12 protein-coding genes are annotated in these 12,473 nt (G+C 65.7%); 10 read left to right on the plus strand and 2 right to left on the minus strand.

Annotation, left to right across the window (positions count from 1 at the left end; all coding sequences use genetic code 11):
- The first annotated feature begins 129 nt into the window (after nucleotides 1-129).
- Entirely contained in the window at nucleotides 130-315 is a 186-nt protein-coding gene (locus L288_RS32340) for a hypothetical protein (protein ID WP_021238375.1), read from the plus strand.
- 127 nt (nucleotides 316-442) lie between these two features.
- Here L288_RS32340 and greB read toward each other — a convergent pair whose 3' ends face one another.
- Together greB and L288_RS32350 are read right to left on the minus strand one after the other, a co-directional pair.
- Nucleotides 443-928: a transcription elongation factor GreB gene (gene greB, locus L288_RS32345; RefSeq protein WP_021238376.1), complete on the minus strand. Its 486-nt coding sequence runs from the start codon at nucleotides 926-928 to the stop codon at nucleotides 443-445.
- Nucleotides 929-1,282: 354 nt separating this feature from the next.
- Nucleotides 1,283-3,322, minus strand: coding sequence for a lytic transglycosylase domain-containing protein (locus L288_RS32350; RefSeq protein WP_021238377.1), 2,040 nt, complete (start codon nucleotides 3,320-3,322; stop codon nucleotides 1,283-1,285).
- 155 nt (nucleotides 3,323-3,477) lie between these two features.
- On the opposite strand from L288_RS32350, the gene dapA reads away from it, so the two are divergent.
- From dapA to L288_RS32395, 9 genes are all read left to right on the plus strand, one after another.
- The gene (dapA, locus tag L288_RS32355) at nucleotides 3,478-4,356 is read left to right on the plus strand and encodes a 4-hydroxy-tetrahydrodipicolinate synthase (protein ID WP_021238378.1); all 879 of its coding nucleotides are present in this window, start codon (nucleotides 3,478-3,480) and stop codon (nucleotides 4,354-4,356) included.
- Between the two features lie 44 nt (nucleotides 4,357-4,400).
- On the plus strand, nucleotides 4,401-4,886 hold the full coding sequence (gene smpB / locus L288_RS32360; protein WP_021238379.1) for an SsrA-binding protein SmpB: 486 nt from the start codon (nucleotides 4,401-4,403) through the stop codon (nucleotides 4,884-4,886).
- The gene (locus L288_RS32365) at nucleotides 4,883-5,476 is read left to right on the plus strand and encodes a DUF2062 domain-containing protein (protein ID WP_021238380.1); all 594 of its coding nucleotides are present in this window, start codon (nucleotides 4,883-4,885) and stop codon (nucleotides 5,474-5,476) included. Before smpB ends, L288_RS32365 begins: the two co-directional genes overlap by 4 nt.
- Nucleotides 5,477-5,517: 41 nt before the next feature.
- Nucleotides 5,518-7,947, plus strand: a complete 2,430-nt coding sequence (locus L288_RS32370) for a hybrid sensor histidine kinase/response regulator (RefSeq protein ID WP_021238381.1) — start codon at nucleotides 5,518-5,520, stop codon at nucleotides 7,945-7,947.
- 83 nt (nucleotides 7,948-8,030) lie between these two features.
- Entirely contained in the window at nucleotides 8,031-8,390 is a 360-nt protein-coding gene (locus L288_RS32375; protein WP_021238382.1) for a response regulator, read from the plus strand.
- Nucleotides 8,391-8,489: 99 nt separating this feature from the next.
- Nucleotides 8,490-9,563: a recombinase RecA gene (gene recA, locus L288_RS32380; protein ID WP_030538870.1), complete on the plus strand. Its 1,074-nt coding sequence runs from the start codon at nucleotides 8,490-8,492 to the stop codon at nucleotides 9,561-9,563.
- Between the two features lie 295 nt (nucleotides 9,564-9,858).
- Nucleotides 9,859-10,740 carry an AraC family transcriptional regulator gene (locus L288_RS32385; protein WP_021238384.1) on the plus strand — a complete coding sequence of 294 codons (882 nt, stop codon included), beginning with the start codon at nucleotides 9,859-9,861 and terminating at the stop codon, nucleotides 10,738-10,740.
- Nucleotides 10,741-11,184: 444 nt separating this feature from the next.
- On the plus strand, nucleotides 11,185-12,009 hold the full coding sequence (locus L288_RS32390) for an ImuA family protein (protein WP_021238386.1): 825 nt from the start codon (nucleotides 11,185-11,187) through the stop codon (nucleotides 12,007-12,009).
- On the plus strand, nucleotides 11,906-12,473 hold a 568-nt coding region (locus L288_RS32395; protein WP_041208231.1), incomplete at its 3' end, for a Y-family DNA polymerase. The genes L288_RS32390 and L288_RS32395, both read left to right, overlap by 104 nt.

Genomic DNA, 12,473 nt, shown 5'->3' on the forward strand with positions numbered 1-12,473 from the left:
CCCGGCGGCTCGACGCGCGGGCCAGCGCCTTCATCCGCGCGACCCAGGCGGCGTGACCCGTCGAAACGGACTGGCGCGCGGCGCAAATGCGGCTAGTCTGGCTCTCCAAAGGTAAAAGGAGAGGACCGCATGCTCGTCATGTTCGTAGGCGCCGATCGCACTGAAACCGCCATCAATGCCGCGCAGGTGACCTTCGTCTCGTCAGTCACGGAAGGCACGCGCATCCGCTTTGGCGAAGGACGCAGCGTCACGGTGATCGAACCGATCGGCGAGGTGATGAACAGCCTCAACCAGGCGCTCCGGCCGCACGATTAGGATTTGCCCCGGCTGGATTGATTCAGCCGGGACGGGAGAGGCCCTAGCGTGATTCCGGGGCCTGTGCCCCTGCGCCCCGACACACCCGATCCGTTCGGAGCGTGCGATATGGCATGCCCGGCCGCGCCTATGCCGGGTAGCGGATGTCGATCACCTCATATTCCTTTTCGCCTGCGGGCAGGGTGACGCGGCGCAGGTCGCCGAGCGCCGCCCCCCTTAGCGCGCGGGCGATGGGGGAGCCCCAGCCGATCCGGCCAGCGCTGGCGTCCGCTTCGTCATTGCCGACGATGGTGACGGTGCGATGCTGGTCATCCTCGTCCGCGATGGTGACGGTCGCGCCGAAGAAGACCTTGCTCTTGTCCGGCTGGTGACGCGGGTCGACGACCTTGGCGTCCTTCATCTTCTTCGACAGGCGGCGGAGCTGGCCGTCAATCTCGCGCATCCGCTTGCGGCCGTAGAGATAGTCGCCATTTTCGCTGCGGTCGCCATTGCCCGCCGCCCAACTGACGATCTCGACAATGCGCGGGCGTTCGACGCCCAGCAACTGGTCATATTCCGCCCGCAGCTTCGCAAAACCTTCGGGGGTGATGTAGTTGGGATGGGCGGGGGTCATGCTGCATCTTTTATCCGGGATGGGGGTGCCGGGGCAAATCGGTTCGCCTGGAGGCGGAGGCCGTAGAGTTTCTGGTTCACGCGGAGGCGCGGAGATTTTTGCCTCTGCCCATTCGGCGCTCTCTGCGCCTCTGCGCGAGCAGATCGCAGCATAGCGGTGTGCGGAGTTGGCTGGCCTGGCGGGCTGCCGGAGGGACGAAGTGATTATTCGCGCGGAGGCGCAGAGGGCGCAGAGTTGGGGGAATGAGGGCCTGAAGGCCCTCTTTTAAGAATCTCCGCGTCTCCGCGCCTCCGCGTGAAATAAATAAGCGCAACGTCCTCTCTGCGTCCTCTGCGCCTCCGCACGAACCAAAGATCAGCCCGGCGTCTGCTTGCCCAGATATTTGGACAGCGGCGTGCTGCTCCCCCTGAACCGTGCGCGTTCGGGGTTCATCGCTTCGTAGACGACGGCGTTTTCCAGCACGCGCTGCACATAGTTGCGCGTTTCGAAGATCGGGATCTGCTCGATCCAGCGCAGCATGTCCGCGCCCGGCAGGCGCGGGTCGCCATTGGCGTTGATCCACCGGTTCACGTTGCCCGGCCCCGCATTATAGGCGGCCACCGCCAGCGGATAGCTGCCGCCATAATAGTCGAGCATCCGCTGGAAATAGGACGAGCCCAGCATGATGTTGTAGCTGGTGTCGGTGGTGAGCGAGCCGGGATTATAGCCAAGGCCAAGCTTGCCCGCCTGTTCCCGCGCGGTCCCCGGCATGAGCTGCATCAGGCCGCGCGCGCCCGCATGGCTGACGGCGGCGCGGTCGAACTGGCTTTCCTGCCGCGCGATGGCGTGGACCATGGTCCAGTTATACTGGGCGGAAGGCGGCACCGGCACGCGCGGGAAGGCGCTTTCGCCATAGCCGGTCAGGCCGCTGGACACGGCGCGGCGGCCCACCATCACGCCCATGTCGGGACGGCCGATGCTCTTGGCGAGTTCAGCGGCGAGATAATGGTCGCTGTCGCTGTCGGCATTGTTGGCGATGGCGCGGGCGAATTTGCTCTGGTCTTCCCAATAGCCCATCTGCCCCAGCGCCTTGACCGCGCGGACCACCGAGCGGTTGTTGAAGGCGGCGCGTTCCGCCGCCGACAAGGCGACGCCGCGTTCGGCGACGGCGGGCGCGGGTATCGGGCGGCCGAGCCGTTCCAGCGCGAGCTGGCCGTAGAACTGGTCGGGGAAGACGGACGCCTGCGCGAAATAGCTGTTGGCGTTCGCCGTGTCGCCCGCCGCCAGCGCCGCGCGCCCGGCCCAATAATAGCCCTTGGACTGGGTCTGCGGCGATTTGGCCGCCGTCGCATAGCGGCGGAACATCGCGGCGGCGTCGGCCGGGCGGTTCAGATTGTAGAAGGCGGTGGACCCGGCCAGCCAGGCGAGGCTGGTATAATCGTCGCGCTCCCCGATCGGCCGGTTGCTGACGTCAGTGCCGGGCGCATAGGCGTCATCCACCTTGCTGGCGATGCCGTAGGCGAAGCTCCACTGGCTGTCATTGGCCGCCGCCCTGGCGTGGGTCAGCAGCACCTCATACCATTTTTCCGCATTGCCGGGGCGGAAGGTCAGGGCGGGGCGGTTGGCGAGATATTGCCGCCCGGCGATCCAGTTGCCGGTATTGAGCAGCCATGTCGCCTTGTCCGCGACGAAACCCGCGTCGGTCGCGCCGATCGCTTCGGCCGCCTGCATCCGGGTCGCGGCGTCGGGGGCCTTCTGGCGGAAGGCGATGCGCGCTTCATAGACGGGGCGGCGGGCCGGCGAGACATAGGCGAGCATCCGCTGCGCCCCGGCGATATCGTTGCCCCACAGCAGCATGTCGGCGCGCTGATCATGTTCGATGCTGGTCCAGCCGGAACCGAAAAGGGAAAGCAGCCGCGATTCGTCATCGGGGGAGAGCGTCCCGCCCACCCAGGCGCTGCGCGCCGCCACGCGCGCTTCGTCCATCCGGCCGGTCTGCATCAGCGCCATGGCGTTGCGGGCGTGGCCGGTGGCGGTGCGCGCCGGGAAGCGGGCGAAGAAGGCCGTCACCTGCCGGGGATCGTAGCTGTTGGGATTGATGCTGGTTTCGGCCAGCCTGCGCATCCGGTCCTCGCCCGGCCAGCCGGGGTTCGCCATGATGAAGCTGGCATAGGAGGAAAAGCCCAGGCCGTCGCTCTGTTGCAGGGCGCGCCACTGGCTGATGGCGGCGGCGACGGACGCGTCTGTGGCGACGCCGATTCGGCCGCTGACCTGATCCCACTGGCTGGACCCGCTGGAAGGGGGCAGCGGCTGCACGACCGCGCCGCGCGGATAGGATGGCTGGGCGGAAGACACGGGCGCTTCCGTTTGGGCGCTGGCGCCAGCGGTGAAAAGTAGCAAGGCAATCAAGGGCATACGAACCAATGCAGTTTCAGGAAAGCGAGCTGACAGCATAGTGGACATCATCGCAATTCCAACCTTATCAGGCCCTGAATGACGCGCTATAGCGCTGCGTCGTCCTTATCTCGACATAATGCCCCGGAATCCCGGTGAATTGAAGGAGTTTGTGCATGTTTTCCGGGTCGATTCCGGCGCTGGTCACGCCGTTTCGCGACGGCACGGTGGATGAAGCGGCCTTTCGCGCGCTCGTCGACTGGCAGATTGCCGAAGGCAGCAGCGCGCTGGTGCCCTGCGGCACGACGGGCGAAAGCGCGACCATGACGGTGGAGGAGCATAATCGCGTCATCGCCATCTGCGTCGACCAGGCGGCGGGGCGCGTCCCGGTGATCGCGGGTTGCGGGTCCAATGACACCCGGATCGCGCTGGAACATATGTATGCGGCGCAGGCGGCGGGCGCGGACGCGGCGCTGGTGGTCGCGCCATATTACAACAAGCCCAATCAGGACGGCGTGTACCAGCATTTCGCCTATCTGGCCCAGCGCTGCGACCTGCCGATCCTGCTCTACAACGTGCCCAGCCGCACCATCACCGACATTTCCGTGCCGGTCATCCACCGGCTGGCGGAGGAATATCAGACGATCGCGGGGATCAAGGACGCCACCGGAAATCTGGGGCGGGTCACCGCGCAGCGCCTCGCCTGCGGGCCGGACTTCTGCCAGTTGTCGGGCAATGACGAAACCGCGCTGGGATTCAATGCGATGGGGGGCACGGGCTGCATCTCCGTCACGGCCAATGTCGCCCCGCGCCTGTGCGCGCAGTTCCAGGCGGCCTGCGCGGCGGGCGACTGGACTGGCGCATTGGCGTTGCAGGATCGTCTTTATCCCCTGCATGACGCCTTGTTCAGCGATTCTTCACCCGGACCCGTCAAATATGCGCTTACCCGCGTGCGGTCCGACATTTCAGGCGATGTCCGCCTGCCCATCACCTGGCCGTCGGAGGCAAGCCGCGCCGCTGTCGACCGCGCGCTGGAGATCGCCGGTCTGGTCTGACCGCCTGGGCGCACTATATGGTGAAGTGAGTTAGTTAATCCGATATGGCCCGCCCCCGTCCCGAAACCTTCGACAAGAAGAAGATCGTCGCCGAGAACCGGCGCGCGCGCTTCGAATATTTCCTTGAGGATGTGTTCGAGGCGGGCATCGCCCTGCAAGGGACGGAAGTGAAGTCGCTCCGTTTCGGCGAGGGCAATATCGCGGAAAGCTATGCCGAGGTGAAGGGCGAGCAGGTGTGGCTGGTCAACAGCAACATCCCCGAATTCAGCCACGGCAACCGCTACAACCACGAGCCCAAGCGGCCCCGCAAGCTGTTGCTGCACGAGCGGGAGATCGCGCGCATGCACGGCGCGGTGGAGCGCAAGGGCATGACGCTGGTGCCGCTGTCCATCTATTTCAACAGCCGGGGCAAGGCGAAGGTCGAACTGGCGCTGGCCAGGGGCAAGAAGACCCATGACAAGCGCGACACCATCAAGGAACGCGACTGGAAGCGCGACCAGCAGCGCATCATGAAGGCGCATCGCGGATGAGCAACCGGCTGACCCGATGGTGGCATGCCAATGCGCCGACACGCGAATCGCTGGAGGGCAACCGCTTCCTGGCGCCCGTCGCGCACCGGGTGCTGGAACCATCGCTATGGCGCTTCACCCGGCGGTCGGTGCCGCGCGGCGTGGCGCTGGGCCTGCTGGTCGGCATATTCCTGCTGATCCCCGGCGTTCAGATTGCGGGGGCGGCTCTGCTGGCGCTGCCCTTTCGCGCCAATATTCCCATCGCCGCGGCCATGACCTTCCTGTCCAATCCCGCGACGACGCCGCTGTTCCTGATGGCGTCGGTCTATATCGGCAACTGGATGCTGGGGCGGACGGCGGACGCTTCGGGCTTCATGGCGCTGGTCAATGAACATGCCACCATGCGCCAATGGGTGGCCTGGCTCTTTTCCGAAGCGGCCCCGGCCATGCTGTTCGGACTGGCCATCATCTCCATCGTTTTCGCCGTGGTCGGCTATTTCCTGGCGGACTGGATCTGGCGGCATCGCATGGGCCGGAAATGGCATGCGCGCAAAATGAGGATTGGCAAGTCACCCGAAAGCAGCGCATTGGAAGAAATCGCCCCCGTTTGACGGAGGCGCTGTCCAACGCCGTTTGAGGGGGAACGCCGGTCATGGCCGCGCGGGTGAAAAGGGATGATGAAGCGTGGACCGGCGAACGGCCGTCGCGTTTCGCCCTGCCGCTGCTCCTGCTGGCGGCGATGCTTTCCGCGGCTCTCGTCATCTATGCGGCGGGCGACCGCGCGCTGGCGGCGGGATTTGCCGCGACCGTGCTCGCGCTGGCGGCGCTGCTTAGCTGGCACCGCCGCCTGACCTCCGCTGAAACCGCAGAAGGGGACACCACGCCGGACTGGACCATCGCGCGCGCGGCGGCGGACGCGTCCGGCATGGCGATCGCGGTGACGGATAGGGCCGGGCGGCTGGTATGCGCGAGCGACCGTTTCGGCGAATGGTTTCCCGGCTTCCCTGCCCCGCCCAACGTCACCGCGGATCCCGCCTTGCTGGAAAGCCTGGGCGGGGCGGCGCGGATCGCCTGGCGCGATGGCGAGGGCAGGGTGGAAGGGCTGACCCAGGGCGCGCTGCGGCTGGACGTGGATGTGTGCCGCACGGGGCGGGCGGAGGATTATCTGCTCTGGCGCTTTTCCCCGGTGCGCCAGCCGAGCGCGCTGGACGATGTCCACCGCCTGCTGACCGGAGAGGCTGGCCGCCAGATGGGCGAGGCGGGCGTGATGGCGGTGATGATCGGCGGCGAAGGGCGCATCAGGGCGGCGAACGGCGCATTCCTGCTGCGCGCGGCCGGGCGGATCGACGCCAATATCACCGGGCGCGACTTTGCCACCCATATGCGGGTGGATGACAAGGGGCGGCTGTTCCTGGCGCGCGAGGAGGCGGGGGGACTGCCGCTGCGCCTGTTGCAGGTGCCGCTGCGCCGCATGAGCCAGCCGGGCGGCGCGCAGGGCGGCGGGCAGGACGGGCCGATGCTGCTGCTGCTGATCGACGAGCCTGCGGGCAGCGGCGGGGGCGGCACCATGTCGCTTTCCTATATCGAAACGCTGCTGTCGCTGCTGCCCTTCGGCCTTGCCATGGCGGACAGGGACGGGCGGATATTGTTCCTGAACGGCGCCTTTTCCCGCGCCGCCGGGCTCAAGCGCGGGGAAAAGCCGGTCTATCCGGGCGACCTGGTGATACGGGAGGATCAGGCGGCGGTGGCCGACGCGGTGCGCCGCTTTGCCGTGGGCCCGCAAATGTCGGGCGACATCGCCGTGCGGATGCGCGACCAGCCGGACGAGCCGACCGCGCTCAGCCTGGCAGGCGTGCGGGGCCTGGGCGAGGCGGCGGTGCTGCTCAGCCTCAAGGACAATAGCGAGGAAAGCAAGCTCAAGCGGCAGGTGGCGCAGGCGACGAAGATGCAGGCGATCGGCCAGCTCGCTGGCGGCGTCGCGCATGACTTCAACAATATCCTGACCGCGATCATCGGCCATTGCGACCTGATGCTGATGCGCCACACGCCGGGCGACAGCGACTATGACGACATCCAGCAGATCAAGTCGAACAGCAACCGCGCGGCGGGGCTGACGCGGCAGCTTCTCGCCTTTTCGCGCCAGCAGACGCTGCGGCCGCAGGTGCTGCAACTGCCCGACATCGTCGCTGACGTGTCCAATCTCCTCAAGCGGCTGCTGGGTGAAAGCGTGAAGCTGGAGGTGAGCCATGGCCGCAATCTGGGCGCGGTGCGCGCCGACCCCGGCCAGCTGGAGCAGGTGATCGTGAACCTTGCCGTCAACGCCCGCGACGCCATGCCGGGCGGGGGGACGCTCAACATCCAGACCTATGCCGTGCCCGCCGCCAAGGTGCGCGAGCTGCGGCAGGAAATCCTGCCCGCCGCCGACTATACGGCGCTGCGCGTGTCGGACACCGGCCTTGGCATCCCGCCCGACATATTGTCGAAGATCTTCGAACCCTTCTTCACCACCAAGGAACTGGGCAAGGGCACGGGGCTGGGGCTTTCCACCGTCTACGGCATCGTCAAGCAGTCGGGCGGCTACATCTTCGCCGAATCCGAACTGGGCCGCGGGGCGAGCTTCGTCATCTACCTGCCCGTCTATCAGGGCGCCGACATCGAACAGGCGGCGCAGCCCAAGACGCCGATCCGCCGCAGCGAGACCTGGGGCAGCGGCACGGTGCTGCTGGTCGAGGATGAGGATATGGTCCGCGCCGTCGCCGAACGGGCGCTGTCGCGCCAGGGCTACAAGGTGCTGACCGCGAATGACGGCGAACAGGGGCTGGAGGTGCTGGCGGGCGATGAGAAGATCGACCTGCTGATCTCCGACGTGGTCATGCCCAATATGGACGGCCCGTCCATGGTCGCGCGCGCGCGCCACAGCCATCCCGGCCTGCCGGTGCTGTTCATGTCGGGCTATGCCGAGGAACAACTTCGCAAGTCGATCGATATCGCCAATGTCGCCTTCCTGCCCAAGCCCTTTTCGGTCAGCCAGCTGGCCGAAGCGGCCCGCGACGCGCTGGCGATGGGGACCGGGGTGGAATGAACTTCTTTATCGATCAAGCGATTATACTGTGCACCGCTCCGTTCATCGGATAGCGATGCGTAACGACATAGGGGATCGCACGCATGGCTGACGCAAAAACCATCCTGATCGTTGAGGATGAAGCGATGATCGGCATGATGCTGGAAGATTATCTGGAAACATTGGGCTACGGCCTGCACGCCATCGCCGTGTCCGTGGACGAAGCGTGCGACCATGCGCGCAAGGGCGGGTTCGACGCGGCGCTGGTCGATTGCAACCTGCAAGGGGAAAAAAGCTGGCCGGTCGCCGACATATTGGCGGAAAACGGCATTCCCTTCATCTTCGCGACCGGCGGCATCGCCGACGACGTGCCACAGGGGCATGCGAACCGCCCGACACTGGCCAAGCCCTATACGATCGGGGCTGTCGAACGGGCGCTGGGCAAGGTGTTGTCACCCCAATAGGAAATTTCTTGTTCCTATCTTGTTCTGCGTGAACAAACAGGATACATCGTGCTGGCGCGCCGCGGATTCGGCGCGATCCGCTTGACAGGGGATAGGCCGATGACAGCAATGCTCTCACTTATCGATTCCAAGAAGACAGGAACAATGGACAGACAGAAAGCATTGGAAGCGGCCCTTTCCCAGATCGACCGCGCCTTCGGCAAGGGTTCGGCGATGAAGCTGGGCAGCCGCGAGAAGATCGAGATCGAGGCGATTTCGACAGGCTCGCTAGGGCTCGACATCGCTCTTGGCATTGGCGGCTTGCCGCGCGGGCGCATCATCGAGATTTACGGGCCGGAAAGCTCGGGCAAGACGACGCTGGCGCTCCATGCCATCGCCGAAGCGCAGCGGGGCGGCGGCACCGCGGCCTTCGTGGACGCCGAACATGCGCTCGACCCGGTCTATGCCAAGAAGCTGGGCGTCGACATCGACGAACTGATCGTGTCGCAGCCCGACACGGGCGAACAGGCGCTGGAGATTGTCGACACGCTGGTGCGGTCGAACGCGATCGACGTGCTGGTGGTGGACTCGGTCGCCGCGCTGGTGCCGCGCGCGGAAATCGAAGGCGAGATGGGCGACAGCCATGTCGGCCTTCAGGCGCGGCTCATGAGCCAGGCGCTGCGCAAGCTCACCGGTTCGATCTCGCGCTCGCGCTGCCTCGTCATCTTCATCAACCAGGTCCGCATGAAAATCGGCGTCATGTACGGCAACCCGGAAACGACGACGGGCGGCAACGCGCTCAAATTCTACGCCTCGGTGCGCCTCGACATCCGCCGCACCGGCCAGATCAAGGATCGCGACGATATCGTCGGCAATGCAACCCGCGTGAAGGTGGTGAAGAACAAGGTGGCGCCCCCCTTCAAGCAGGTGGAATTCGACATCATGTATGGCGAAGGCATCTCCAAGATCGGCGAAATCCTAGACCTGGGCGTCAAGGCGGGCGTGGTGGAAAAGTCGGGCGCCTGGTTCTCCTACGATTCCGTGCGCATCGGCCAGGGCCGGGAGAATGCCAAGACCTTCCTCAAGGAAAACCCCGAAATGGCCGACCGCCTGGAACGCGCCATCCGCGGCAAGACCGAGGAAGTCGCCGAAGGAATGATGACCGGCCCAGAACCGGGGGATGACGGCGAGTAAGCATGGGTCAGTGCCGGAGCGATCCGGCACGGCCAGTTGCGTGGGCTGTAATGCTATGTTGAACGGCCTGCCTGCGCAATGCGTGGCGGGCCGTTTTCGTTGGGTGTTTGGTGATAGGGCTGGGATGCGTGGGTAGAGATGGCTGCTCGCGACCATTTGTGGTCGTTTAAATGAGGGGGCAACGTGCTCATAAGCTGCCTTTGCGACTGATCTTCCGTCATGTCAAAACCGCAAGATCGGTGGAGCGCGTCATATCCCGGGCTGCCTATTTGGTGCTGCCACGGAGGACGGGACGATGAAGGCCGCGGTTCATAACTACCATGTCCGGATGCAGCGGGTGCTGGATCATATTGACCGGCATTTGGATGAAGATCTGGATCTCGACACTGCGAGCGGTGTTGCAGCCTTCTCGAAATATCACTTTCACCGGCAGTTCACGGCGACCTTCGGGCTGTCCGTGTATCGCTATATCCAGCTCGCCCGCATGAAGCGCGCTTCGTATCGGCTGGCCTACAGGGACGCGCAGAGCGTTACCGAAATAGCGATGGATGCCGGTTACGACGCCCCCGATGCCTTCGCCCGCGCCTTTCGGCAACGGTTCGGACAATCGCCCTCGTCGTTCAGGAAGTCTCCCGATTGGGAACCGTGGCTTGCGGCCTTCGGGCCTCTCGACAATGCGAGGAGCAAGCTCATGCACAAGACCTACACCCCCGATGATGTGACGATCCGCGACGTAGCTCCGACGCCCGTGGCGATCATGGAGCATCGCGGCGATCCCGCGACTATCGGCTCAACCATCCAGCGGTTCATTGCCTGGCGGAAAGCAAGCGGACTGTCGCCGAAGACAAGCCCAACCTTCAACATCTTCCATTCCGATCCGCGCACGACGCCCCCGAGCGAATATCACATGGACCTGTGCGTCGGCGTGGATCGGTCAATCGAAGCAAACGGGGAACTGATCGAGGCGGGCACAATCCCCGGCGGGCGCTGCGCGGTGCTGCGCGTCGTCGGCAACACCGATAATCTGGAGCCTGCGGCCCTGTATCTTTATCGAGACTGGTTGCCCGCCAGCGGAGAAGAAGCGCGTGACTTCCCGCTCTACTGCCAACGCTTCACCTTCTTTCCGGAGGTGCCGGAGCATGAGGCCGTGGCAGAGTTGTTTCTATCGCTAAAGTAATAGTGGAATGGCGGCTTGTTCATCTCTACATCCCGGAGCTGACAGTCTTCAAACCACCCATCCTCGCCGTCCCCGCCTGCGCGGGGACGACGAGATTCTGAACGGGTCGCACTTGCTACCGGCCCTTTCGCCAAATCCCGCCTGCGCGGAGGCAGGGAGGGGAGCGTGCGCAGCATGCATGGTGGAGGGGAAGTGGGCCGATGTCGCGGATTTCCCCTCCACCGCCTTTGGAGGTTCCCCTCCTCATCTTGCGTTGGGGAGGATTTCAGTGCTGCTATCGGATCGCCATTTGCCCTACCATATCTTCAACCTCTCTGGGTTGCGCCGCTATCCCCTTCTCCATAAGGGCGGCAAAGTCTCCCCGGATGAAGGAGCGCCCTTCCGCTCCCAACCGCATTGACAGCCGCTGCCATAGTTCCGAAAAGAACATAAAGTGAACATGCTATGGCTGAGTCGATCAGGTCCCTTGCTGCCCTCAAGCGGCGCATCGCATCGCTGGAAAGCGTTCCGGCGGCGCGAGGCCGTGCGCGGGTGGCGACGGGGCATGGGGCTGTGGATGCGGCGCTGGGTGGCGGCTTGCCCACGGGGCGGGTGCATGAACTGTTCGGCGATGTGGAGGAGGAAGGTGCGGTGGCCGGGCTGGCGCTGGGCCTGACGCAACTTCTGGCGAAAGGGGTAGCGCCGCTGCTCTGGCTGCGGACGGAGGCGGGGCAGCGGGCAGGGGGACGGCTCTATGGGCCGGGCCTGGCGGCGATGGGGCTTGATCCCGCGCGGCTGCTGGTCGGCGTGATGAAGGATGAGGCGATGCTGCTGCGGGCGTCGGTGGATGCGCTGCGCTGTCCGGGGCTGGGCGCGCTGGTCATCGAATTGCGCGGGCGGGCGCCGCTGATGGACCTGACGGCCAGCCGCCGCCTGGCGCTGGCGGCGGAAGAATCGGGGGTGACCGCGCTGCTGCTGCGGATCGGCGGCGATCCCGTGCCCAGCGCGGCGGAGACGCGGTGGCGCGTGGCGGCCGCGCCGTCGCTGCCCCTGCCGGGCAATGCGCCGGGCATGAGCGCCTTTTCGCTGCACCTGCTGCGCCGCCGTTCGGGGCCGGACGGCATGACATGGCGGCTGGCGTGGAACAGCGCGCGGGGAGATTTTGGAGAAGAGTGCGATGAACGCCATGAGCATGGACAGGGAAGCGGAGGACGCGCTGAGGAGGCGGCGTTATCTGGCGCTGTGGTTCCCCTTCCTGCCGGTCGACCGGCTGCGGATCGCGCGGCCTGACCTGTGGCAGGCGCGGGACGCGGGCGGGCCGGTCGCCATAGTGGAGCCGGTTCGCGGGGCCATGCGCCTTGTCACGCCGGATGCCGATGCGCTGGCGCTGGGCCTGAATGCGGGCATGACATTGGCGGACGCGCGGGCGCAGGAGCCTGGGCTCGTCAGCTTTGAGGCCGATCCCCATGCCGATCAGGACTGGCTGGAGCGGCTGTGCGACGGCTGCGCGCGCTATACCCCGGCCGCCGCGATCGACCCTCCGCACGGGCTGATGCTGGACATTACCGGCTGCGCGCATCTGTGGGGCGGGGAGGAGGCGCTGGCGCGCGCGGCGGCGGACAGGTTCGAACGGCACGGCATGGCGGTGCGCCACGCCATTGCGGGGACGCCGGAGGGCGCCCATGCGCTATGCCGCTTTTCCGCCGGGCCAGCACCCGATGAGGAGGCCGCCCTGCGCCGCCTGCCGGTCGAGG

The organism is Sphingobium quisquiliarum P25, from assembly GCF_000445065.1.
Classification (GTDB): Bacteria; Pseudomonadota; Alphaproteobacteria; order Sphingomonadales; family Sphingomonadaceae; genus Sphingobium; species Sphingobium quisquiliarum.

Excerpts from the sequence above, each read along its gene's own strand:
- L288_RS32375 (WP_021238382.1), top strand. The coding sequence starts at position 8,031 with ATGGCTGACGCAAAAACCATCCTGATCGTTGAGGATGAAGCGATGATC.
- dapA (WP_021238378.1), top strand. The coding sequence starts at position 3,478 with ATGTTTTCCGGGTCGATTCCGGCGCTGGTCACGCCGTTTCGCGACGGC.
- recA (WP_030538870.1), top strand. The coding sequence starts at position 8,490 with ATGACAGCAATGCTCTCACTTATCGATTCCAAGAAGACAGGAACAATG.
- smpB (WP_021238379.1), top strand. The coding sequence starts at position 4,401 with ATGGCCCGCCCCCGTCCCGAAACCTTCGACAAGAAGAAGATCGTCGCC.
- L288_RS32385 (WP_021238384.1), top strand. The coding sequence starts at position 9,859 with ATGAAGGCCGCGGTTCATAACTACCATGTCCGGATGCAGCGGGTGCTG.
- L288_RS32365 (WP_021238380.1), top strand. The coding sequence starts at position 4,883 with ATGAGCAACCGGCTGACCCGATGGTGGCATGCCAATGCGCCGACACGC.
- L288_RS32390 (WP_021238386.1), top strand. The coding sequence starts at position 11,185 with ATGGCTGAGTCGATCAGGTCCCTTGCTGCCCTCAAGCGGCGCATCGCA.
- greB (WP_021238376.1), bottom strand. The coding sequence starts at position 928 with ATGACCCCCGCCCATCCCAACTACATCACCCCCGAAGGTTTTGCGAAG.
- L288_RS32340 (WP_021238375.1), top strand. The coding sequence starts at position 130 with ATGCTCGTCATGTTCGTAGGCGCCGATCGCACTGAAACCGCCATCAAT.
- L288_RS32350 (WP_021238377.1), bottom strand. The coding sequence starts at position 3,322 with ATGCCCTTGATTGCCTTGCTACTTTTCACCGCTGGCGCCAGCGCCCAA.
- L288_RS32370 (WP_021238381.1), top strand. The coding sequence starts at position 5,518 with ATGGCCGCGCGGGTGAAAAGGGATGATGAAGCGTGGACCGGCGAACGG.